At 72.6% G+C, this 23,982-nt stretch carries 17 protein-coding genes, 2 pseudogenes and 1 riboswitch; of the genes and pseudogenes, 13 read left to right on the top strand and 6 right to left on the bottom strand.

The window, feature by feature from the left end; genetic code table 11:
• Window positions 1-47: 47 nt before the first annotated feature.
• The 6 genes from AB0E05_RS16000 to AB0E05_RS15975 all read right to left on the bottom strand — a co-directional run bounded on the left by AB0E05_RS16000 (window position 48) and on the right by AB0E05_RS15975 (window position 9,978).
• Window positions 48-4,259 carry an AMP-binding protein gene (locus tag AB0E05_RS16000; RefSeq protein ID WP_361963618.1) on the bottom strand — a complete coding sequence of 1,404 codons (4,212 nt, stop codon included), beginning with the start codon at window positions 4,257-4,259 and terminating at the stop codon, window positions 48-50.
• Window positions 4,256-4,840 (bottom strand): DUF6309 family protein, encoded by a 585-nt coding sequence (locus tag AB0E05_RS15995; protein WP_361963616.1) that lies wholly within the window; start codon window positions 4,838-4,840, stop codon window positions 4,256-4,258. Before AB0E05_RS15995 ends, AB0E05_RS16000 begins: the two co-directional genes overlap by 4 nt.
• Before the next feature lie 16 nt (window positions 4,841-4,856).
• A complete protein-coding gene (locus tag AB0E05_RS15990) occupies window positions 4,857-5,657 on the bottom strand; it encodes a phytanoyl-CoA dioxygenase family protein (protein ID WP_361963614.1) in 801 nt (266 codons plus the stop codon).
• Window positions 5,658-5,752: 95 nt separating this feature from the next.
• Window positions 5,753-7,096, bottom strand: coding sequence for an MFS transporter (locus AB0E05_RS15985; protein ID WP_361963872.1), 1,344 nt, complete (start codon window positions 7,094-7,096; stop codon window positions 5,753-5,755).
• Between the two features lie 577 nt (window positions 7,097-7,673).
• Window positions 7,674-8,630, bottom strand: a complete 957-nt coding sequence (locus tag AB0E05_RS15980; RefSeq protein ID WP_361963612.1) for a D-alanine--D-alanine ligase — start codon at window positions 8,628-8,630, stop codon at window positions 7,674-7,676.
• A gap of 85 nt (window positions 8,631-8,715) precedes the next feature.
• On the bottom strand, window positions 8,716-9,978 hold the full coding sequence (locus AB0E05_RS15975) for a PLP-dependent aminotransferase family protein (protein WP_361963610.1): 1,263 nt from the start codon (window positions 9,976-9,978) through the stop codon (window positions 8,716-8,718).
• A 221-nt stretch (window positions 9,979-10,199) separates the two neighbouring features.
• On the opposite strand from AB0E05_RS15975, the gene AB0E05_RS15970 reads away from it, so the two are divergent.
• From AB0E05_RS15970 to AB0E05_RS15910, 13 genes and pseudogenes are all read left to right on the top strand, one after another.
• On the top strand, window positions 10,200-11,399 hold the full coding sequence (locus AB0E05_RS15970) for a cytochrome P450 (RefSeq protein WP_361963608.1): 1,200 nt from the start codon (window positions 10,200-10,202) through the stop codon (window positions 11,397-11,399).
• Between the two features lie 274 nt (window positions 11,400-11,673).
• Window positions 11,674-12,729, top strand: coding sequence for a type III polyketide synthase (locus tag AB0E05_RS15965; protein WP_361963606.1), 1,056 nt, complete (start codon window positions 11,674-11,676; stop codon window positions 12,727-12,729).
• A gap of 132 nt (window positions 12,730-12,861) precedes the next feature.
• Window positions 12,862-13,884, top strand: a complete 1,023-nt coding sequence (locus AB0E05_RS15960) for a DUF1259 domain-containing protein (protein ID WP_361963604.1) — start codon at window positions 12,862-12,864, stop codon at window positions 13,882-13,884.
• A 138-nt stretch (window positions 13,885-14,022) separates the two neighbouring features.
• Entirely contained in the window at window positions 14,023-15,867 is a 1,845-nt protein-coding gene (locus AB0E05_RS15955) for a transketolase (RefSeq protein ID WP_361963870.1), read from the top strand.
• A gap of 195 nt (window positions 15,868-16,062) precedes the next feature.
• Window positions 16,063-16,869, top strand: a complete 807-nt coding sequence (locus AB0E05_RS15950) for a SigB/SigF/SigG family RNA polymerase sigma factor (protein ID WP_361963602.1) — start codon at window positions 16,063-16,065, stop codon at window positions 16,867-16,869.
• Between the two features lie 125 nt (window positions 16,870-16,994).
• Entirely contained in the window at window positions 16,995-18,332 is a 1,338-nt protein-coding gene (locus tag AB0E05_RS15945; protein WP_361963600.1) for an alpha/beta hydrolase, read from the top strand.
• A gap of 30 nt (window positions 18,333-18,362) precedes the next feature.
• Window positions 18,363-19,154 (top strand): inositol monophosphatase family protein, encoded by a 792-nt coding sequence (locus AB0E05_RS15940; RefSeq protein ID WP_361963598.1) that lies wholly within the window; start codon window positions 18,363-18,365, stop codon window positions 19,152-19,154.
• A gap of 13 nt (window positions 19,155-19,167) precedes the next feature.
• Window positions 19,168-19,398, top strand: a pseudogene (locus tag AB0E05_RS15935) (beta-ketoacyl synthase N-terminal-like domain-containing protein); the annotation flags it as partial.
• A gap of 115 nt (window positions 19,399-19,513) precedes the next feature.
• Window positions 19,514-19,633 (top strand): annotated as a pseudogene (locus AB0E05_RS15930) (hypothetical protein); the annotation flags it as partial.
• Between the two features lie 60 nt (window positions 19,634-19,693).
• Window positions 19,694-19,841: riboswitch (cobalamin riboswitch) on the top strand.
• Window positions 19,842-19,931: 90 nt separating this feature from the next.
• Window positions 19,932-21,056, top strand: a complete 1,125-nt coding sequence (locus AB0E05_RS15925; RefSeq protein WP_361963596.1) for an iron ABC transporter permease — start codon at window positions 19,932-19,934, stop codon at window positions 21,054-21,056.
• Window positions 21,053-21,838 carry an ABC transporter ATP-binding protein gene (locus tag AB0E05_RS15920; protein ID WP_361963594.1) on the top strand — a complete coding sequence of 262 codons (786 nt, stop codon included), beginning with the start codon at window positions 21,053-21,055 and terminating at the stop codon, window positions 21,836-21,838. The genes AB0E05_RS15925 and AB0E05_RS15920 overlap by 4 nt, the downstream gene beginning before the upstream one ends.
• Before the next feature lie 45 nt (window positions 21,839-21,883).
• Window positions 21,884-22,894: an ABC transporter substrate-binding protein gene (locus tag AB0E05_RS15915; protein ID WP_361963868.1), complete on the top strand. Its 1,011-nt coding sequence runs from the start codon at window positions 21,884-21,886 to the stop codon at window positions 22,892-22,894.
• A 205-nt stretch (window positions 22,895-23,099) separates the two neighbouring features.
• A complete protein-coding gene (locus tag AB0E05_RS15910) occupies window positions 23,100-23,981 on the top strand; it encodes an ABC transporter substrate-binding protein (RefSeq protein ID WP_361963592.1) in 882 nt (293 codons plus the stop codon).
• The last annotated feature ends 1 nt before the right edge of the window (window position 23,982 follow it).

The following is a 23,982-nucleotide window of genomic DNA, read 5'->3' as shown; positions in this document are numbered from 1 at the left end:
GGTTTCGCGGATTCTCGGGGTTTCCCAGGAGGGTCTTCAGGAGGTCCTCAGGTGGAGGAGGGGACCGAGGCCGGGAGGAAGCCGACGTCGGTCGCCCACGACAGCGCGGCCGACCACCACTCGGGGGTCGGCTCCGGGAACCGCACCCCGAGCCGGTCGAGCACGCCCTGGGTCCAGGCGCCGTCGACGACGACCCGGCGGTCTTCGAGCTGGGACCAGGTCGAGGCGAGCCCGGCCACCGTCGGGTGGTGCTGCTCGGCCCGCGCCAGCGCCGCGGCGAAGGCCACGTCGTCCACCAGCCGGATCGGGTAGCCGTGGCGGACGATCCACGTCACGAGGTCGTCGTGGGCCACCGCGTGCGGCGTTTCGACGTGGTGGACGCCGGGGGCCGCGTGCGGATGCGTCGCGAGCGCCGCGATGCCCGCGGCCACCGTGTCGACATACGAGAACTCGAACGTGGTCGAGGGCCGGCTGGGCGCCGCACCGGCCAGCACGTACCCGCGGACGGTCTGATAGATCCGGTTGTCGCCGACGTTGCGCTGGAACGCGCCGGTCCGGCTGTGCGCCGCGATGTGACCGCTGCGGTGGACGAAGACCTGACGGCCCCCCGCGGCCCACGCCCGTACGGTTTCCTCGGCCCGGAACTTCACCCGCTCGTACGGGGTGCGAAAGCCCTGGCCGATGTGGAGGTCGGCCTCGCTGAACCGACGTGCTGCGCCCTCCACTTCGCCCGAGACGGCCAGCGTGGAGACGTGGTGCAGCGCGGCGCCCGCGGCGTGGGTGTCGATCCAGTCGAGCAGTCGGCGCACCCCGGCGTTGTTGGTCCGCTCCAACTCGACGGGCGAGGCCACCAGCCGGACGTCCGCGGCGGCGTGCACGACGACCCGGGCGGTACGGGCCCGGGCGAGCCCGGCGGGGGAGAGGCCGAGGCCCTCCGCGGTGATGTCACCGGCGACGACGTCCGCCATCGCGCCGACGTCGAGCCGCCGCACCGCCGCCGCGTCGCTCTCCCCGCGGACCAGGCACGTCACCCGCGCACCGCGCTCCACCAACTCGCCGAGCACGTGCCCGCCGAGATAGCCGGTCGCACCCGTCAGCAACACCGGCAGCGGCTCGCGCGCCACCCGCCACTCGCCGCGCACGGTCGGGGTGCCGGCGTGCAGCAGTTGACCGGAGGTCGACACCTCGGCCCGGACGTACCGCGCGGGCGCGGTGTCCGCGGCGGCGGCCACCGTGCGGGAGAACGCGGTGAAGATCTGCTCCGCGCTGTCGTGGGAGAGCCGCGGCCAGGCGTACACCAGGTCCGTCACCAGCCGGTCCGCCACGATCCGGGCGGTCAGACGAAGCCGGTAGAGCGAGTCCCCGCTGGGGCAGCGGGCCGCTCCGGCCTGCTCGTCCGCGACCGACCACTCCAGGGACGGCTCGTCGGGCAGCCGGAAGGTCCCCAGGAAGTTGAAGCCGGCCTCGGGCCGGACCCCTTCGACGTCCATCGGCATCTCGGGGGCCCGACGCACCAGGTCCTCGACGTCCGACAGCCGCCGCGGGCCGTCGGACGCGTCGACGCCCAGCCACTTGACGGCGGTGAACCAGCCGACCGTGTCCAGGTACTGGCCGTCGTCGCCGCTCAGCTCCCGGCCGTGGGTCTCCACCTCGACCCCGAGGCACGGCTCGCCGCTCCAGGCCGACGCGGCGTCGGCGAACGCCGAAAGGAGCAGGGCCTCCAAGCCCTGGGCGCGGCCGTGCCGTTCGACCAGCCGGCCCGTCGCGGCCTCGTCGAGGGACCAGACGAGGGTCGCCGGCTCGGTACCGCCGGTGGCGTCGTCCACCGGCAGCCGGGGCGCGACCGCCGGGTGCTCGACGGCGGTCGACGGGGCGTTCGCGGCCCAGGCGTAGAAGTCGGCCGTCGGCGGCAGGTCGGGGCCCTTGCCGAGGAGCGCGGCCCGGTAGGCGGCGGCCAGGTCGTCCAACAGGATCCGCCAGGACAGCCCGTCGACGACGAGGTGGTGGGCGATCAGCGCCAGCCGGTCGTCGACCCCGGGCACACCGGAGAACAGGTGCACCCGCAACAGGCGCCCGGCCTCCGGGTCGAGGCTGCGGTGCAGCTCGGTGCAGATCGCACCGACCGTCTCGGACGGCGCGTCGTCGAGCTCCAGCCGGGTGTGGCTGATCGGGTCCAGCTCGTCCACGGGCCGAATCCGCCCCGGACCGTCCGGACCGAGCGGGCGGCGCAGCGCCGTGTGCCGCTCCAGCACGGCCGTGACCGCCGCGGCCAGCGTCCTGGCGTCCACGCGCTGCCGACACCGCAGCACCACCGACTGGTTCCAGTGCCGGGGGTCGTCCACCGGCTGCCGCAGCAGCCACCGCTGGGCGGGCGCCAGCTGACGGAGTTCGGTCGCCGTGTCCGCGCGGGGTCGGGGGCTGCGTCTGGACGAGGCGGCCACCGCCGCCAGCCCGGCGGGCGTCGGGTGCTCGTAGAAGTCCTCGAACGCGACGCGATGGCCGCGCCGGCGCAGGAACGCGATCGTCCGCATCGCGAGGATGGAGTCCCCGCCCAGACTCAGCACGTCGGCGTGCGGATCCACCAGGGGCAGGCCCAGCGCGTCCGCCCACAGCTCGGCGATGGCGTGCGCCAGCGGCGGCGTCGCACGGTCCGCGGGCTGCTCGGCGGCGGTGGACTCGCGGCGCGAGGCGCGCGCCCGTGACTCGATCCGTTCGGACACCACGGCGCCCAGGCGCTCCCGGTCCAGCTTGCCGTTGGCGCCGAACGGGAAGTCCGGCAGCGCGAGGAGCGGCTGCGGCACCGAGTAGCTCGGCAGCCGGTCGTGCAGATGGCCGGTGAGCGCCGTGAGCGCGGCGCCCTCGTCGGGCGCGCCCGCAAGGCGTACGGCAGCCAGCAACTGACTGCCCGCCGGAGTCGCCCGTACGATCACCGCGCACTGTGCGACCTGGGGGAACTCCTCGATGGCGCGCTCGATCTCGACCGGGTCGACCCGGAAGCCGCGGACCTTGACCTGACGGTCCGAACGCCCGACGAAGACGAGGTTCCCGTCCGGCCGGCGCCGGCACACGTCACCCGTCCGGTACACCAACCGCCCCCGGCGGCGGACGAAGCGGAGCTCCGTCTCGTCGGGACGCCCGAAGTATCCGGCGCTCACCCCCTTCCCGCCGATGTACAGCTCGCCCTCCGCGCCTTCGGGCAGCAACCGCAGCTCGACCTCGCCGATCGCGGTCCCGATGGGCACCGTCGGCTCGTCCGCCGGCAGCTCGGCCACCGACGAGGCGAGGAAGCAGGTGGCGCCCACCGTGGTCTCCGTCGGCCCGTAGTGGTTGACCACCCGCGCGGCGACCCCGTCCTGGAGGAGGCCCGCGGCGAGCGACCGTGGCAGGGCCTCGCCGCCGAGGACGACCGTGTCGAGGGCGGGCGCGTCCGACGGCCGACCGGTCAGCAGCGCCGTGAGGTGGGACGGCGTGGTCTTCAGCACCGACACGCCGGCGGCGCGCACCGCGGCCCAGAACGCCTCCGGGTCGCGCGTCCGCCCGTCGGGGACGACGTGCACCTCGCCCGCGGTGGCGAGGGCCAACAGCCAGGAGGTGTGCCCGAGGTCGGCGGCGAGGGTGGTGACGTGCGCGACGCAGGGCGCGTCCGCCTCTGTGAGTCCGAGCCGGTCGCGCAGCGCCAGCGCGTAGTGCACGGCGTTGGCGTGCGTGACCGCGACGGCCTTCGGCTCCCCGCTGGAACCGGACGTGAACGACAGGTACGCGATGTCCTCCGGCGCACATCGCGGAGCCTGCGACGGCACGGCGGACTCCATCGGGTCGGCCGGGTCGGCCGCGAGCGCGTCGACGTCGACGTACTCGCTCCCGTACGGCTCGGGGGCGCGCACGTCCGGCGCGGTCGTCAGGGCGCGGCCCACCTCGACGGCGTCCAGGCGCCGGCGCACGTCGCGGGGGCTCCACCCGGGGTCGACCAGCACGGCTGTGGCGCCCGACCGCAGCACGCCGTGGAGCAGGACGAACATCCGGGCGTCCCGGGGGCCGAGCAGCGCCACCCGGTCGCCGCGGCCGGTCCCGAGGGCGGCGAGGCGGGACGCGACGCGGTCGGCCACGGCCAGGAGCCCGCGGTGGTCGAAGGCGCGGACCCCGTCGCTGAGCGCCGGACGCTGCGCGGCGTCGCGGCAGTTGCGTACGAGCAGGTCGGGCAGGGAGGTACAGACGGCTGGCGCTGATGTGGCAGATGTGGCGGGTGTGGCTGGTGTCATGTGCGTTGGCCTCCGGTGGTGGCTTGCGTCGCGCCGTCGCCCGCGGCCAAAGGCGCGAGCGGGGTGAGGTCACCGGCGATGTGGACCGTCAGCCCGCCCGCTTCCGCCAGCCGCCCGGAGAGCTCCCAGGCGAGCAGGCGGTGCAGCCCGTCGAGGTGGTACGGGGCCGCGTCGGCGGGGAGGTCCGCGTAGTCGTCGTGCGGCAGCGCGCGGGTGCTGAGGTAGACGGAGGTGAACGGGCCGGTGCGGAAGCGGTCGAGCTTCGCCTGGCAGACCGGGTTGGCGGCGGCGAACTCGGCGGCCCGCGCCCGCAGCAGGTCCGCCGCCTGACCGATGGTGCGGCCGGAGCGCGGCACGAGTTCGCGCTCACCGCCTTCGCTCAGGTGCCACGGCAGCATCACCGTGCGCAACTCGGCGTGGGACAGCCGCACCTTGGACCAGCCGCCGAAGCTCCGGTCGGCCAGGGCGAGCGCGTCCACGGCGTCCTGGTTGGTGTTGGCCTCGTGGTCGCGGGTGACGGGGTGGTCGCGGTCGAAGTCGGCCCGCACCTCGTCGAAGGCGACCGGGGTGAGGATCTCCATCAGTGCCCCCGCCCCCTCACGCCGACCGGACGTACTCGGTGAAGTGCCGCTCCGCGAACAGCTCAGGCCACCGTCCGCCGTCGAGTTCGAGGGCGCGGGCGGTGGCGAGCATGTGCCGCCAGTACGGCTTCACGGGCCGCCAGCGCGCCCCCGTGTGGCAGTAGGACGCGTCGACGAAGTAACGGGTGGTGGCGCCCGGTGGGTTGGGGGCGGCTCTGCGGGCGTGCAGCAGCCGGGAGTTGACCAGGACGGTCGAGCCGGGCGGCAGTCGGTCGACGACCACCTCGCCGGGCAGTTCAGCGGTGCCGAGGTCGGCGTACGAGGCACGGGTGCGCAACTCGTTGCGGTGCGAGCCGGGCAGCACGGTGAGGTTGCCCACCGTGCCGTCGAGGCCGCCGAGGTAGTGCAGTGCGTGCACCATCAGCAGGCTCGGGTCGCCGATGTCGTTGGCTTCGTAGTCGTGGTGCCACGGTTTGCCGGGCGCCCCGGGGTCGTGTCGGGCGCTGTGCAAGTGGTGGAAGACGAACGGCGCCCCCATCAGATCGGACACGGCCTGCAACAGCGGCTCGTGGGTGAGGAGTTCGCCGTGCGCCGGCAGCTCCAGCTCCATGGTGGGCGGATCGTCGTCGGGGCCGGGATCGACGCAGGCGGCGATGGAGCGGGTGCGCAGACCCGCGTCGATCCAGTGGTCCACCTCGGGGACGAGTCGCTCGATGAGGGACTCGGGCAAGAGACCGGGTAGGACGAGATAGCCGGCGTCGACGAATTGCGCACGCTGCGCCGAGACCGTGCCGTTGCCCTCGAAAGATAATGGCATCCGACCCTCACACCTCTCCATGTACGGGAATGACTCGTTGAACACAGGGCTTCGCCCTTTGACGTGCTTTTGGAAAGACCGTGGTTGACTGGACGTCAGTGGGAATTCATGCTCTGTTTCTCGGCCGGTGGCCGGGCCCGTGGCACCGCGGGCGGGCGCCCCGGGGCGGCGTCGGTGGATTCGGCCCGGCCGAGGGGGGAGAACCGGGTGCCGAGCCATACGAAGAACTGGACGGCGGCAATGACCCCGAACAGCACGGCGGATCCGAACTCGACGACCAGCCAACTGCCGACCAGCGCGCTGACCGGGATGGCGGCGAAGGGAATGGCGCGCTGGAGCCCGACCACCCGGCCCAGGAACTCGTTGTCCACCGCGGCTTGCCGATAGGTCCGCCAGGGAACGATGAAGACCGAGGTCGTCGCCCCGACGACGAACCAGCACGCGGTGAGCGTTCCGACGCCGGGCCGGATCGCCGGCAGGGCGAGGGCGAGGACCTTGACCGCCATGGCGCCGGCCATCAGTGCGCCCGGCGAGAAGCGGCGCAGCAGGGCGGGCGCCGCGACGGCGCCCAGCACCGCCCCGAGCCCCAGCGAGGCGGAGACCACCGCGAGCGACGCGGGCACGTCGCCGTCCGGCCCGGCCACGATGTAGACGAGGTTGGCCGCCGCGGCGGGGAAGGTGAAGTTGCTCAGGGTGAGCAGGCCCGTGGCCCACAGCATCGAGCGGTCCGTCTTGATCAGCCGCAGGGCGGCCAGGGAGTCGGGCACCAGGGAGCGGCACGCGGTGCGCAGCGATGCCAGCAGCCGCGGCCCCGCCGTCGTGGCGCTGGTGGCGCAGACCAGCAGGGCGGCCAGGGTGAACGAGGTCGCGTTGGTGAAGCTCGCCACGGTCGGCCCGAGCAGCGTGACGACCGCGACGCCCGCCACCGGGCCCACCATGGCGAGGGTGCCGTCGGCGCTCTGCACCCATGCGTTCATCGAAGCCCGTCGCTCCGCGGCGACGCGCTCGGTGATGAGTGCTTGGAAGGCGGGGAAGGAGAACGGTCTGACGCAGCCCAGGAGGAAGGCCGCCACCATCACCAGCCACGCGGGCGGACCGGTCAGACACAGGATTCCGACGCCGGTCACCAACAAAGCCGAGACCACGTCGCACGCGATCATCAGCTTCCGTCGATCGGACCGGTCGGCCAGCACCCCGCTGAACAGCCCGATGACCACGAACGGGATGAACTCGACCGCATAGGTCAGCGCCGTCGAGACGGCGGAGCCGGTCAGTTGCAGCACCAGCACCGGCAACGCGAAGCGGAATATCCAGTCACCGGTGCTGGACACCATGAAGGCGGCACGTAATAAGCGTTCGTCCCGCTTCTGGAAATCCTCATCCGGAGTACGTATTCGGCGCCGCTTACGGGCGGCGCGGGACGGGCGCGTAACTCGCATTGCTCGTCGTAGGACATGAACAGCGACCACGAACCCTCCCTCGGTAAAAGGCGCGAATGCAGGCGGCGGCGCCCACGGAAAGCGGTGAGTGTGGGCGTGCAGTGCTCAGGGGGTCTTGCTCGGTTCCACCTCAGATAAGCACAGGAGGCTCGGGATCCACCATCCCCCATCCCAACTTTTGAGCCATTTCATCATGTGCAACGCGAGAGAATTATCCGGTGGCTATGGCGGGCGAAAATACTCGCGAAGGGGCGGTTGGACAAGACGTTGACGGTACGCCCCGCCGAAGGTAGGGTCGGCTCCGCTTAGGCGAAATTTCCTTGCTATAGCCATGCCCTGACAAGGTCGGCGAGCGGGCGTTGGCCCATTAAATTACCCACCAGTTATCAAGTGGGCTTGAGTGCGCTTCCAACACCCTTGCAGTCGCCTTTCAGTGCCCTCTCAGACGCACTTGTTGCACAGTCCGCACCCCCGCGGTGGGAACCGGCCGCCGCCCGCCTGGCTGAAATCGAACGTCCCCCCGGATCCTGCCCGGAGGGCCGGTTTCGATCACTTCGGCCCCCGTCCGCCCCGACTGTCAGGGGCGATGGCGGTGGCGCTGGGCCGCGAGCGCCGCGAGGTCCCGGCAGAACGCACCGAATTCGAGCCCGGCCGCCGCGACGCCCATGGGGTACGTACTGGTCAGCGTCATCCCCGGGGCGACGTTGGTCTCCAGGACCACCACCTCGCCGGCGTCCGTGACGATGGCGTCCGTACGGGACAGGTCCCGCAGCCCCAAGGCCCGGTGCGCGGCGACCGCGACCCGGGCGACCTCCCCGGCCGCCTCCCCGGAGATCCGGGCCGGCCGGTGGAACTCCACCGCGCCGGGCGTGTAGCGGGCGGCGTAGTCGTACAGGCCGTCGGCCGCGATCTCCACGGCCGGCAGGGCGAACGGCCCGTCACCCAGGTCGGCCACGCCGACCGCCACCTCCGTCCCCGCCACGAGCCGTTCCACCAGTGCCTCGTCGTGGTAGGCGAAGCAGGCCATCAGGGCCTCCGGCAGCCGCTCGGCCGCATCGACGCGACTGACGCCGAACGCCGAACCGCCCGCCCGCGGCTTCACGAACAGCGGCAACCCCAGCCGCTGCACGATCCGCGACGTCAACTCGGCCGCGCCCAGATCGTGGAACGCCTCCTTCGGCAGCGTCACGGACGCAGGGGTCGCCAGGCCCGCCCGGGCGAGCACGCCCTTGGCCACGGTCTTGTCGAAGGCGGCCCGACACGCCTCCGGTCGCGCCCCCACGTACGGGTTGCCCGCCAGCTCCAGCACCTCCTTGATCGTGCCGTCCTCGCCGGCCGTGCCGTGCAGCACCGGGAAGACCACGGCGTGCGGATCCTCGGCCAGCGCCGGCAGCAGATCCGCACCCACGTCCCGCAGGTCCACCTCCACCCCGACCCGGCGCAGCACGTCCGCCAGCTCCGCGCCGGACTTCTGCGACACCTCGCGCTCGGGCGACAGGCCGCCCGCGATGACGACGACCCTCAGATCGCTCATGCTCCCTCGATCTCCTCGTACTCCTCGAACCCCTGAGGCTCCTGGGATCCCTGGGACTTCTGGTGCGCGACAGCGACAGCGGCCGTCAGGCGCCGAAGGTGTCCCGCAGCCGCAACTCGTCCGTGATCACGTCGGCCAACCTGCGCACTCCGTCCCGGATCCGCTCCGGCGGCGGAAAGCAGTAGGACAGCCGCATCTCCCGCCGCCCGCCGCCGTCCGCGTAGAACCCCGTACCGGGCACGAAGGCCACCCGCGACTGGATCGCCCGCGGCAGCATCGCCTTGGAGTCCAGCCCCTCCGGGAGCGTCACCCACACGAAGAACCCGCCGCCCGGCCGCGTCCACGACACCCCCTCGGGCATGTACTGCTCCAGCGCCCCGAGCATCGCGTCCCGCCGCTCCCGGTACATCTCCCGGTAGTCCTTCAGCTGCGTCTGCCACGGCTGGGTGCGCAGATAGCGGTCCACGGCCAGCTGGTTGAAGACCGAGTGCGACAGCATCGCGCTCTCCGCCGCGAGCACCAGCTTGTCCCGCACCGCGGCCGGCGCCAGCGCCCAGCCCACCCGCAGCCCCGGCGCGAGGGTCTTCGAGAACGACCCCAGGTACACCACGTCGCCCGGGGCGTCGGCCCGCAGCGCCCGCATCGGCTCCCCGCTGTCCAGGTGCAGCAGCCCGTACGGATTGTCCTCCAGCACCAGCACACCGGCGCTGCGGCACACCTCCAGCACCTGCGGCCGACGCCGCTCGCTGAGCGTGACGCCCGCCGGGTTCTGGAACGTGGGGACGGTGTAGAACAGCTTCGCCGGCCGCCCCGCGCGCGCCAGCCGGGCGAAGGTCTCCGCCAGCGCCTGCGGATCCACCCCGTCCTCGTCCATCGCCACCTGCACCACGTCCGCCTGGTACGCGGCGAAGACGCCGATCGCCGTCACGTACGTGGGCGCCTCGGTGACCACCACGTCGCCCGGGTCGACGAAGACCCGCGTCACCAGGTCCAGTGCCTGCTGCGATCCCACGGTCACCACGACGTCGTCCGGGCGGGCGTCGATGCCCTCCGCCGCCATGACCTGACAGATCGTCTCCCGCAGCCCGGGGTCGCCCTGCGCCGAGCCGTACTGGAGCGCCACCGCACCCCGCTCGGCCAGCAGGTCCGCCATCAGCGCACCCACCGCGTCCATCGGCAGCGCGCTCACGTTCGGCATGCCGCCCGCCAGCGACACCACCTCGGGCCGCGAAGCGACGGCGAACAGCGCCCGCACCTCCGAGGCGACCATCCCCGACGCACGCGCCGCGTAGTGGTCCAGCCAAGGGTCGATCCGTGAGCCCTGCCGGGCCGATTCGTCAGACTGCATCGGGTGCGCTCCTGTCCGTCACCGTCCAAGACGACCGACCCTACCCACTCGCCGCGCACCCGTCCTCGGTGCCCGCTTCGATCAGCGGCTTTGCGCAGGACGGATGAAAGCCGTCGGCCAGAGGGGTCACGCACCGGGCACCCCGCGGCGGGGCGGGTAGCGATGTTGCGTCCCGACGGCCGCCCCCGGCTCAGTTCCGTGAACCAGACCCGGAGATCCGTATGTCCACCGACGCGCACTACTGCCCCTTCGACTACGCCGATGCGCTGGATTTCGACCCGACGCTGAGACGGTTCCTGGACGAGGAGCCCGTCGCCCGGATCCGGCTCCCTTACGGGGACGGCGAGGCGTGGCTCGTCACCCGCTACGACGACGTGCGGACCGTGACGACCGACCGACGGTTCAGCCGTCACGCCGTCATCGGCCGTGACTTCCCCCGGATGACACCGGAGCCCATCGTCCAGGACGAGGCGATCAACGTCATGGACCCGCCGGCCAGCAGCAGACTGCGCAGCCTGGTGTCCAAGGGCTTCGCCCCGGAGCAGATCGACCGTATGCGCCCGCACATCCAGCGCGCAGTGGACCAGCTCCTGGACCGGATGGCCGAGGAGCGGGCCGAAGCCGACCTCATGACGCACCTGGCGCACCCGCTGCCGCTGATCACCATCTGTGAGGTCCTGGAGATCCCCCAGGGCGACAAGGACCAACTGCGCGCCCACGCCCGCACCATGATGAACGTCACCGCGGAGAACCGGCCCAACGCCGTACGGGCCAAGGCGGACCTGCGCGCCTACTTCGCCGACCTCACCGCGCGCCGCCGGGCCGACCCCGGCGACGACCTGATCAGCGTGCTGGCGACGGCCCGCGACGGCGACGAGCTCCTGGACGACAAGGAGCTGACGGTCATGGCGATGGTGTTGCTGATCACCGGTCAGGACACCACCACCTACGAGCTGGGGAACCTCTCCTACACCCTGCTCACCAGGCCCGACGCCCGCGCGGCGCTCCAGCAGAGCCCGGAGAAGCTCTCCCAGACGATCAACGAGCTGATGCGCTACATCCCCTTCCGCAAGGGCGTGGGCATCCCCCGGGTGGCGACCGAGGACGTGGAGCTGAGCGGGGTCACGATCGCCGCCGGCGACATCGTGCACGTCTCGTACCTGACCGCGAACCGCGACGGGCTGAAGTTCGACCGTCCCGACGAACTCGACTTCGACCGCACCACCCCGTCGCACATGACCTTCGGCTGGGGCGCCCACCACTGCCTGGGCGCACCGCTCGCGCAGGCCGAGATCGAGACCGCGTTCAAGTCGCTGCTGGAGCGGTTCCCCGACATCGCCCTGGCGAAGCCCGCCGAAGAAGTGGAATGGAACACCACCTCGATCTGGCGCTATCCGCTGGGGCTGCCCGTCACCTGGTGAGACGACGGGACAGCACGGCCGGTCGGCCGGGGGCCCGGGCACCGAAGTGCGGTCGTCACCTGGCTGGCGTAAGTTGATTGAGCGGCAAACGCCCCCGCCGCGTGCCCGGTGAAACCGGTCGCGACGGCACACACCCCATCCAGGCGGCCGTACAGCCGCGTTCGTCACGGGAAGCCCCACGGCTTCCCGTCTGTTACGGCCGCCGCCGGGCGGTGCAGATCCGACCCCCGGCCAAGGCTCTACGTGGGGCCCACCTCCGCTAGGAGAAGATCCCATGGCAGTACTGTGCAAACCGGCCATAGCAGTGCCCGAGCACATCATCACCAACGAGGAAACCCTGGAGCTCGCTCGGCAGCTGCACGGCGACCACCCGCAACTGGGGCTCGTCCTCCGGCTGATCGAGCACACGGGAGTGCGCAAGCGACATCTGATCCAGCCCATCGACGAGGTGCTGAAGCACCCCGGACTGGACTCGCGCAGCATCCTCTACGAGGCGGAGTCGAAGGCGCGGGTGCCGGCCGTCGTGGACCGCGCACTGGCGCAGGCGGAAGTCGAACCGGACGAGATCGACCTGATCATCTACGTCTCCTGCACCGGCTTCATGATGCCCTCCCTGACGGCCTGGCTCATCAACAGGATGGGCTTTCGCACCGACACCCGTCAGCTCCCCATCGCCCAACTCGGCTGTGCGGCCGGCGGCGCGGCCGTGAACCGCGCCCACGACTTCTGCACCGCCTACCCGGGCTCCAACGTCCTCATCGTGGCCTGCGAGTTCTGCTCGCTGTGCTACCAGCCGATCGACATGGGCGTCGGATCGCTGCTGTCCAACGGACTGTTCGGCGACGGCATCGCCGCCGCGGTGGTCCGCGGCGAGCGGGGCACCGGGATGCGCCTGGAGCGCAACAGCTCGTACCTCATCCCGCACACCGAGGACTGGATCTCCTACGCGGTGCGCTCCACCGGCTTCCACTTCCAGCTCGACAAACGGGTCCCGGGCACGATGGAACCGCTCAGCCCCGCGCTGCGCACCCTCGCCGACGACCACCAGTGGAACGCGAGCAAACTGGACTTCTACATCATCCACGCCGGCGGGCCGCGCATCCTCGACGACCTGTGCCGCTTCCTGGACGTGCCGCCCGGTGCGTTCCGACACAGCCGCGCCACGCTCACCGAGTACGGCAACATCGCCAGCGCCGTCGTCCTCGACGCCCTGTCCCGGCTCTTCGACGAACAGTCGGCGCTCGACGGCCACCAGGGCATGCTCGCGGGCTTCGGTCCCGGCATCACCGCCGAGATGTCCCTGGGCACCTGGTCGGCGCCGGGCTCCTGACCCACCGGCACGTGCTCCGCCGATCGGCGGACCCTCCCTTGGCCCACCGGAGTGGGTGGCGCGGCGCACCGTCGCGGATCCCGGGGGAGGGCTCCGCCGCGTGTTTGCATCGGCCGCGGAGGTGGGCACGCGATGGGCGCGGACAGGCAGCAGGACGCACGGATCACCCCGAAAGCACGGGACGGCCACGGCGCACGGGAACGGTCCGCGGTGCCACGGAGGCAACTCCTGGCAGCGGCCACGGCGGTACCCGTACTGGTCGGCACGGCAGGCACGGCGGTCGCCGCCGGTCAGGGGCGCGCCGCCGAGGCCGCCACCCCGGTGCCCACCGTCGACGCCGACTGGGCGGCCGTCGCCCGGGCACTGGGGCGCACCGGCGAGATGGTCCGCGGCCTCCAGTACCACGTGGCCTTCCCCCGCAGCGACCTGCGCGTGGTCTCGCACGGAGTCGCCGTCACCCCGGGACTCGCCCTCGGCTCCCACGTGTCCTTCGTCCGCTACAGCGACGGCACCACCATGCTGATGGGTGACCTCGTCGTCGCCGAGAGCGAGCTCCAGCGGGTCAGCGACGCCCTCCAGACGCGGGGCATCGCCCAGACCGCCATCCACAAGCACCTGCTGGCGCAGACCCCCGACGTGTGGTGGACCCACGTCTGCGCGCACGGCACGGACGCCGTCGCCATCGCCCGCGACCTGCGCGCGGCGCTCGACCGCACCGCCACGCCGCCCCCGCGTCCGACGCCCCCGGCCGAACCCCTCGACCTGGACACCGCCGGCATCGACGCGGCTCTCGGCACCAAGGGCGTCAGCAACGGCGAGGTGTACACCTGCCTCTTCCTGCGCCGCGAGACCATCACCAACGACGGACACCCCCTGCCCCCGGGCCTCGGCGCCACGGCCGCCTTCAACTTCCAGCCCCTGGGCGGCGGCCGGGCCGCCCTCAACGGCGACCTCGTCATGGTCGCCGACGAGGTGCAGAAGGTGCTGGCGGCGCTGCGCCGGGGCGGCATCGACCTCGTGGAACTCCACAACCACGGTCTGACGGACGAACCCCGCCTCTTCTTCACCCACGTGTGGGGCGTGGACGACGCCGTGCGGCTGGCGAAGGCGCTGCGCCCCGCGGTGGCCGCCACCAACGTCAAGCCCGGCCCATGACGCAGGGGGCCCGCTGACCGCGGCGGGCCCCGCGTTTGGACCGCACTCCCAGGGGCACTCGGAGCGGGCCGGGAGCCCCCGAACAGGGGCCACCCTCCGTGACCAACGGTCGGAACCGGCGCCAGGGAGGAGCGAATGATGGGCAACGAGGAACTGGTGGAACTGGGCCAGCAACTGCGGGTGGACGCGGTCCGTGCGGCCGACGCGGCGGGGTCGGGGCACCCTACGTCCTCGATGTCGGCCGCCGACCTCGCCGCCGTGCTCCTCGCCCGTCACCTGCGCTACGACTTCGACCGGCCCGACCACCCGGGCAACGACCGGCTGATCCTCTCCAAGGGGCACGCGTCACCGCTGCTGTACGCCCTCTACCGGGCCGCCGGCGTCATCGACGAGGGCGAGCTGCTCACCTTCCGCCACGACGGCAGTCCCCTCGAAGGCCACCCCACCCCCCGACTGCCGTGGGTGGACGTCGCCACCGGCTCGCTGGGCCAGGGCCTTCCCGTCGGGGTCGGCATGGCGCTCGCCGGCCAGCGGCTGGACCAGGTTCCCTACCGGACGTGGGTGCTGTGCGGGGACAGCGAGATGGCCGAAGGGTCCGTGTGGGAGGCCGCCGAGCACGCCGCGTACGAACACCTCGACAACCTCACCCTCGTCGTCGACGTCAACCGGCTCGGCCAGCGCGGGCCCACCCGTGAGGGCTGGGACCTCGAAGCGCATGCCCGCAAGTTCCGCGCCTTCGGCTGGCACACCGTCGAGATCGACGGCCACGACGTCGCCGCGATCGACGCGGCCTACCAGGAGGCCGCCTCCGTGACGGGCCGGCCCACCGCGGTCGTCGCCCGCACCCACAAGGGCCGCGGGGTCGCCGAGGTCGAGGACCAGGAGGGCTTCCACGGCAAACCGCTGCCCCACCCCGACCGGGCGATCGAGGAGCTGGGCGGCGTCCGCTCCGCACGGATCGCCGTCGCCCGGCCGGCACCGGTGACGGCCCGCCCCGCCATCCCCCTGGGCGACGTCGACCCGCCCCGCTACCACGTGGGCGAGCAGGTCGCCACCCGGGACGCCTTCGGCGCCGCTCTGGCCGCACTCGGTTCGGTGCGCGGCGACGTCGTCGCGCTCGACGGCGAGGTCGGCGACTCCACGCGCGCGCAGGACTTCGCCCGGGCGCACCCCGAGCGCTACTTCGAGTGCTACATCGCCGAACAGCAACTCGTGGCCGCCGCCGTGGGCATGCGGGCCCGCGGATACCTGCCGTTCGCCGCGACGTTCGCGGCCTTCCTCACCCGGGCCCACGACTTCATCAGGATGGCCGCCGTCAGCGAGGCCGGCATCCAGCTCTGCGGATCGCACGCCGGAGTCGCCATCGGCCAGGACGGCCCCTCGCAGATGGGTCTGGAGGACCTGGCCATGATGCGGGCCGTGCACGGATCCACCGTGCTCTACCCCTGCGACGCCAACCAGGCCGCCAAGCTGGTCGGACGGATGGCCCACCTGCCGGGCATCGGATACCTGCGCACCAGCCGCGGCGCCACCGAGGTGCTGTACGGGCCGGACGACGACTTCCCCGTCGGCGGCAGCCGGGTGCTGCGCGCCGGGGACCGCGACCGGGTCACCGTCGTCGCCGCCGGCGTCACCGTCCACGAGGCCCTGCGCGCCGCCGACGCCCTCGCTGCCGCCGGCATCCACGTCCGGGTGGTCGACCTGTACTCCGTCAAACCGCTCGACACGGCGACCCTGCAACGGGCCGCGGACGAGACCGGCTGCCTCGTGACCGTCGAGGACCACCATCCCGAGGGCGGCATCGGGGACGCCGTCGCCGAGGCGTTCGCCGACGGACGCCCGCAGCCGAGGCTGGTACGGCTCGCCGTACGGAACATGCCGGGCTCGGCGACCCCGGAGGAACAGCTGCGGCACGCCGGCATCGACGCCGCGGCCATCGCCGCGGCCGTGCGGCTGCTGGTCGGCGCGGCCGTCGTCCGCTGATCTGCCGCTGATCCGCCCCGATCCGCTGCTCCGGCGGCCGGGGATGCGGGAGCGGGGGGAGTTTGTCAGGGTGGTGGTAGTGCAGGCGTGCGCCGTCGACGCTCCGGCACCCGCCGCCCGTCAGCGCCTGCCAGGCCCACCCGGGCCGGAGCGGCACCTCCGCTCTCCGCGGTGCGAACGACCCCCGGAGCAGTGATGAGCGCCACCTGTGGACGACATGGCCGACACCCCCACCACGACGCCCCCGACACCAGCGCCGAGCTGCGCCGTCTCGCCGTCCTCCCCGACGGTCCGGAACGCGACGTGCTGCGCGAGCAGGTCGTCCGGGCGTGGCTGCCGATGGCGCACCGCATCGCCGGCCGCTACCGCCACCGCGGCGAGGCGCTGGACGACCTGCGCCAGGTCGCGGCGATCGGCCTGGTGAAGGCGGTCGACCACTACGACCCCGGGCGCGGCGCGCCCTTCGAGAGCTACGCCGTACCGACGATCACGGGGGAGGTCCGCCGGCACTTCCGCGACCACAGCTGGACGGTGCGGGTGCCGCGCCGTACGCAGGAGTTCCAGGCCCGCGTCCGCTCGGTGTACCAGGAGCTGGCCCAGTCGGGCCGGGAGCCGTCCGTGCGCGAGATCGCCGAGCGCACCGAACTCGCGGTGTGCGAGGTACGCGAGGGGCTCTCCGCCCTCCACGCCCACACGGCGCTCTCCCTCGACGCCGAACTGGTCCTCGACGGCCGGCCCGGATCCGGCGCCACGCTGGCCGACACGCTCGGCGCACCCGATCCCGCGTTGGAGACGGTGGTGGACCGGGAGGCGGTGAAGCCGCTCCTGGGCGAGCTGAGCGAGCGGGAGCGGCGCCTGCTCTACCTGCGGTTCTTCCAGGGGCTCACGCAGAGCCGGATCGCGGAGGAGTTCGGGATCTCCCAGATGCACGTCTCCAGGCTCCTCACCAGCACCTGCGCACGGCTGCGGGAGCAGGCGGGCGTGGGGGCCGGCAGCATCTGAGGCGGCCGACGCGACCGAGGTGATCGCTTCCTGATCGCTTCCTGACAACTCTCTGACGGGTCGACATGACCATGGCGGGGTCGACGGTGACCAGGGCGTCGACGGAGAGAACAGGAACCCTCAGCGTGGCCAACCAGACACCGGACCCGAACGCCCCGCGCGGACACGGACGACCCCGGCGCCGTGCCTTCCGTGCGTTCGCCGCCGTGGGCGCGGCAGTCGTCTCGACGTGCCTCCTTGCCCCGTCCGCCCCACCTGCCGTCGCCGTCGAGCAGGCACCGGCCGACCGAGTGCCCGCCGTGCCCCGCGGCGCGGTGGTCAGGGCGACGTACGACCTCGGCGACACCGCCTTCGCGCCCAAGGTGCCCTTCCAGGGGCGGAACGAACTCGCCGCGGTGGTGCACCACCCGCGTGACCTGTCCCGGGGCGGTCATCCGCTGATCGTGATGCAGCACGGCCAGTGGACGACGTGCGCCGACCGACCGGCCCGGAACCGGTTGGCCGCGGCGAAACGCGCACGGGACGCCGCGCTGGCGGCCGGCGACGAGGCCGAAGCCGCCCGCCAGGAGAAGATCATCGAGGCGGCAGCGGAGGAACTGCTCGCCTGGCCGTGCCGCCCGGGCGTACCACCCCTGCCGAGCAGCGCGGGCTACGACTACCTCGCGCAGGAGCTGGCCGGGCGCGGCTTCATCGTCGTCTCCACGGGCGTGAACGGCATCAACGCGACCAGCTCCGGCCAGGCCGACACCGTCTACGAAGCACGCGCCGAGCTGATCGACCGACACCTCGCGCTCTGGCGCGACCTGGCCGCCGGCAAGGGCCCGCTCAAGGGCGGCCTCAAGGACACCGCGACCGGCGGCCCGAGCCGTGCCGACTTCCGAGGACGGATCGACTTCCGCCGCGTCGGGACGCTCGGCCACTCCATGGGCGGCGGCGGTGTGTTCCAGCACGCGGCCGACCCGCGGCACCGCAAGTGGCCCGCCGGGGTGCAGATCAAGGCCGTCTTCGCGATCGGACCGACCGCGAACTGGGACAACGAGCCCGTGACCAAGGTCCCGTTCGCCGAGCTGTGGGGCTCCTGCGACCGGGTCAACGCCGGACAGTTCTTCGCCTGGAACAAGGACGCCAACACCGTCCCGATCTACCGCTTCACCCCCAGGGGCGGAAACCACAACTACCCCAACACCCAGTGGTCGCCCTCCAGCGGACAGGTCGACGCCGAGGACGACGCCGTACCCGGGAAGAAGCCCGGACACTGCCTCTCGCAGGACGGCGAGCAGCGCGAGGACCGGCAGTTGGACGAGGCGACGCAGCGCCGGATCACCGTGGAGTACGCCACCGCCTTCTTCCGCCGCCACCTCGGGGGCGACACCACGACCGACGCGCTGCTCACCGGCCGCCGGCAACTGCCCGGCCTGAAGGGCGTGGTCGGCGTCGAGACCAGCAAGGGCCGCACACCGTAGCGCCGCGACCCCGGCGGTACGCTGCACCGCATGATCACTTCAAGCGGGGTCAACGACGACGTCGAGGTCGCCATCGCCGCGGTGCTCGCCGGCGCCGACGTGGTGCGCGACCTGTACGGCCAGCAGCTCGACCGCATCGACAAGGGCGCCGGCGACTTCGCCACCACCGCCGACGTCGCCGGTGAGAAGGCGATCCTCGACGTGATCCGCAGCGCCCGGCCCGAGGACGCCCTGCTCGGCGAGGAGGGCGGCCAACAGGGCGCCGCCGACACCGCCCGCCAGTGGCTGGTGGACCCCCTGTGCGGCACCCTGAACTACGCCGTGGGCACCACCGTGGTGGCCGTCAACGTGGCCCTGCGCGGCGGCGCCGCCGCGGTGGCCGACCCCTTCTCCGGCGAGGTCTTCCACACGGACGGAACGACCGCGCGGGTACGGCACGAGGGCGTCACCGCACCCCTGGAGCCGTCGCCCGTCTCGCGCCTGGTCGACGTCAACCTGGACCCGCCGTTCCCGAGCGCCCCCGGCTTCCGGGCGGTGGAGCTGCTGGCGCGCCCCGAGTTCACCGACCACTTCCGCCCCCGCGTCGTCTCCTCGTCGCTCGCCGTGACCTGGGTGGCCGCCGGGCGGCGCGCCGCGTACGTCACCGACGGCGGCGACCTGTCCGACAGCGTCCACTTCGCGGCCGGCATCGCGCTGTGCCGCGCCGCCGGCTGCGTGGTCACCGGCATCGACGGGGCGCCGCTCGGCTCGACGGGCCGCGGGCTCGTCGTCGCCGCGGACGCCGAGACGCACGAGCTGCTGATGGCGGCCATCGGGGCGTGAGCGCCGGGCCCCGCTGTACGGTCGACGGCTACCCGAGCTGGGGTGTCGAGGTACGGACCCGCAGCAGCGGCTCGTACTGGAGCTCGCCCGGGAGGCGCTGGAGGACGCCGGCCGCCGACCCGGGCGGCTCGCGGGCCGAGGCGCGGGCGTCTTCGTGGGCGCCATGTGGGACGCCTCCGGACCGGTGCTGGCCCGGGCCGGCCAGACCGGCGCGCGCTGCGCCATGACCGGCGCCCACCGCGGGACCGTGGCGCACCGCGTCTCGTACGCCCTGGACCTGCGCGGACCGAGCGTCGTCGTGGACATCCTCCGGCGCCCTGAGGGTCCCCAGCACGACGGGACAGGAAGAGGCCGTCCGGTTGGCACACCGCCGTGCCGGCACCGAACGGGACGGCGTGCAGTACGGGGAACCGCACGGAACCGGAACACCGGTCGGGGACCCGGTCGAGGCCGCAGCGTTCGGCGCGGCAGTGGGCGCAGAACGCACCACCGGGCCCCTCCTCGTGGGGTCGGTGAAGTCGAACATCGGTCACGGCCGCCGAAGTCATTCGGCGCGCCGACGGGTTACGCTTCCTGCGCCCTGTGGGGGAAGTCCGGTTGAAATCCGGCGCTGACCCGCAACGGTGGACGCCGTCCCGGCCCGGGACGGCGTGAGCCCGATCACCCACGGCGGCACACGATCCTGTCAACTCGCCGTGGACTGCGAGAGGATGCCCGGCCCGGTGCTCCGTGCCGCTCCTCCGGGGTGCACGGCCCGAGCCGAAAGAGGCTCCGCTCGTGGCCGTACGCACCGAAGGGACTCCGGCACCCCCACCGACGGAACGCGACGGGCCCCCGCACCCCGGAACGGCGCCGGCGACCGAACGACGGGTGCCGGTGCTCCCCTTACTGTTGGTCCTCGCCCTCGCCCTGCCGCTCTCCGTGGTCTGCGCCGTCGCCATCGGGGCGTCCGGCATCGGCTGGGGCCGGGCCCTGTCCCACCTGTGGGCCGGGCTGACCGGCGGCACCGTCCCCGCCGACCGGGTCGCCGAGTACACCATCGTCTGGGAACTGCGCTTTGCGCGCGCCGTGTTGGCCGCCGTGGTCGGCGCCGGCCTGGCCGCGATCGGCGTCGCGGTCCAGGCCATGGTGCGCAACGCGCTCGCCGACCCCTTCGTCCTCGGCATATCCTCCGGCGCCGCCGTCGGCGCCAACGCCGTCATGATCTTCGGCGCCTTCGCCGCACTCGGCGTCTGGGCCCTGTCCACCGCGGCCTTCGTCTCGGCCCTGCTGGCGATGGCCCTGGTGTACGCGATCGCCGGCAGCGCCGGGGGACTCACCCCCGTCCGACTCGTGCTCACCGGCACCGCCCTGTCCTACGGGTTCACGGCGATCACCACCTTCATGGTCTTCGCCGCCGAACACGGCGAAGCCGCCCGCTCGGCCATGATGTGGCTGCTCGGCAGCCTCGGCGGCGCCGACTGGGCCGCCGTCCCCGTCGCCGCCGGCGCCGTCCTCGCCGGACTCGTCCACCTCGGGCTCTCCGCACGGCGGCTGAACGCCCTCGCCATGGGTGACGAGACCTGCGCCGCGCTCGGCGTCGACCCGGACCGGCTGCGCCGGGAGCTCTTCGTCGTCTGCGCCGCGGTGACCGGCGCGGTGGTCGCGGTCAGCGGTGCCATCGGCTTCGTCGGGCTCATGGTCCCCCACGCCGTACGGATGCTCGTCGGCGCCGACCACCGCAAGGTCCTCCTGCTCGCCCCGCTGACGGGCGCCGTCCTGCTGGTCTGGGTGGACGTCCTGTCCCGGGTGGTGCTCGCCCCCGCCGAGCTCCCGGTGGGCGTGCTGACCGCGGTGATCGGCGTCCCGTGCTTCGTCCTGCTGCTGCGCGGTCGCGGCTATGCGTTCGGAGGCCGCGCATGAACGTCGACATCGACGAGGTGACCGTGACCGTCCACGGGGCGCGCTTGGTCCGGGACGTCTCCCTGCACGCCGACAGCGGCCGGCTGGTCGGCCTCGTCGGCCCCAACGGCAGCGGCAAGTCCACCCTGCTGCGGTGCGCCTACCGTGCGCTGCGCCCGTCCGCCGGCGCCGTCCGGCTGGACGGCGCCGACCTGCACGCCCTCAGCCCGCGCGAGGGGGCGCGGCGCGTGGCCGCACTCCCTCAGGAGACCGTCGGCGAGTTCGACTTCACCGCCTGGGAAGTGGTGGCCATGGGGCGACTGCCGCACCAGCGCGCCGCCGCGAGGACCACCGCCGACGACCGGGCGGCCTGCCGTGCCGCGCTGGACGCGGTGGGTGCGGCCCATCTGGTGGACCGCGGCTTCCTGTCCCTGTCCGGGGGAGAGAAGCAGCGGGTCCTCATCGCCCGGGCACTGGCACAGCGGCCCCGGGTGCTCGTCCTCGACGAACCCACCAACCACCTGGACATCGCCCAGCAGTTGGAGGTCCTGCCGCTGGTGCGCAACAGCGGGCTCACCGTGCTCACGGCGCTGCACGACCTCAATCTCGCGGCGGCGCACTGCGACGTCCTGTACGTGATCGACCGCGGCCGGATCGTCGCCGACGGACCGCCGCAGGAGGTGCTGACCGCGGATCTGCTCGCGAAGGTGTTCGGCGTCCGGGCCCACCGGGTCCGGCACCCCGCGTCGGGCGCGTTGCAGCTCCTCTTCGACCGACTGCCGGGCGACGGCCCGACCGCCTGACCCCCGTGCCCCTCCCCACCCGCACCCCAAGGAGACCTCACCGTGCTGTTCCTTCCCCGCCCCCTGCGCACTCCGGCGCTGCTGCTGACGACCGTCGCGGTCCTCACCGGCTGCGGCGCCACCGTCGAGCCGGCCGAGGGGGACCGGGACGACGCGGCACGCGGCCACTACCCGGTCACCGTGGAGAACTGCGGCGAGCGCCGCACCTTCACCAAGGCCCCCGAGCGGGTGGTCACCAATGACGTCGGCATCACGGAGATCATGTTCGCGCTCGGCCTGGAGGAGCGGATGGCCGGCTTCGTGATGCCGGACACCAAGGGCTCGGTGCACCGGGTCCCCTGGAAGGGCGGCTACGACCGCACCCCCTGGCTGTCCAAGAAGCGGATCAACACCGAGCTGGTGCTCGACGCACGGGCCGATCTGGTGTTCGCCGGCTGGAACTACGGCTTCGACGAGGGCGAGGGCTTCACCCCGGCGAAGCTCAAGGAACTCGGCATCGACTCGTACGTGCTGAGCGAGTCGTGCCGCAGCGGACGCACCAAGGCCCGGGGCGTGATGCCTCCGCTGGACGCGCTCTACACCGACCTGCTGAACCTGGGGAAGGTCTTCGACGTCGAGGACCGCGCGAAGGACCTGGTGGCCACCTTCCGCAAGGAAGTCGCGGACGCCGAGGCCATGGCGCCCCGCGGCGCCGACCGCCCCCGGGTCTTCCTCTACGACGACGGCCGCGACCGGCCCTTGACCTCCGGCGCCTTCGCCGGCCCGCACGACATCATCACCAGGGCCGGTGGCGACCACGTCATGAAGGACCTCAAGGACACCTGGACCACGGTCGGCTGGGAGACCGTCGTGGAGCGCGACCCCGAGGTGATCGTCATCAACAACTACGGGAACGTGAGCGCCGAGGAGAAGAAGCAGTTCCTGCTGTCGTACGCCCCGCTCGCCCGGGTGTCCGCGATCAGGAACAAGCGCTTCGTCGTCCTGGACTACGTCGACCTCGTGGAGAGCCCGCGCAACCCCTCGGCGATCGGCCGGCTCGCGAAGGAACTGCGCTGAGCGGTGCACGACCAGGTGGGGTGACGGCGCGCGAGCCGTACCGATTTCGATGCTCAGCCGTGAATGGCTTCATCATCTTCCGTTCCGAGCCACCCGGCTGCCAGCATCTGCGCACGTCGTCAAGACGCCACCCGTCACCCCACCACGCACGTCACCAGGCGTGGGAACCCGCCTGGTCCGACGCATGGCAACACGAGGAGTACCCATGGCAATCCGCAGACGCGCCGGCTCCCTCGCGGCCCTGGCCCTCGCCGCCCTTGTGACCGTCTCCTGCGGACGCTCCGACCAGGGGAGCACCTCCAACGCAGGAGGTCCCGCCGCCGCGGGCAAGAGCGCCACCGACCTGCTGCCGCCGGACGTCAAGAAGAAGGGCGTGCTGCGCGTCGCCACCGCCGTCGGCTACCCGCCCATGGAGATGTACAAGCCGGGCACGACCGAGCTGACCGGGGTCGACCCCGACCTTGCCCGCGCCGTCGCCGACAAGCTCGGGCTCAAGCTCGAACTGACCAACGCCGCCTTCGACGGTCTGATCCCGGGGCTGAAGTCCGGACGGTTCGACCTGGTCATGTCGTCCATGACGGACAGCCCCGAGCGCCGCAAGGCCGTGGACTTCGTCGACTACTTCCGCACCGGCGGGGTGATCATGACGAAGAAGGGCAACCCCGAGGGCATCAAGACCCTGGAGGACCTCTGCGGCAAGTCGGTCGTCCTCGCCAAGGGCAGCTCCAACCTCGACATCGGCCAGAAGCAGAACGCCGAGTGCGCCGAGAAGATGCGGATCTCGCAGAGCGAGGACGCCCCCACCGGACTGCTCCAGCTCGACAGCGGACGCGCCGTCGCGACCATCGTCGACTACCCCGTGGCCGCGATGTTCGCGAAGGAGAAGGGGACGTACGAGGCGCTGCCGACCCAGTACGGCGCGGCCCCCTGGGGCATCGCCGTGGCGAAGGACCGCAGCGGTCTGCGGGACGCCGTCCGCGTCGCGCTCCAAGGGCTGATCGACGACGGCGGCTACCGGAAGATCCTCGACTCCTACGGAGTCGGCGGCAGCGCCGTTCCCAAGGCCACCGTCAACGACGGCGCCTGAG

The sequence above is a fragment of the Streptomyces sp. NPDC048057 genome, from assembly GCF_040653095.1.
Lineage (GTDB): Bacteria > Actinomycetota > Actinomycetes > Streptomycetales > Streptomycetaceae > Streptomyces.
Note: the sequence above shows the minus strand (reverse complement) of the source record. Positions and strands in the feature narration are given on the sequence as shown.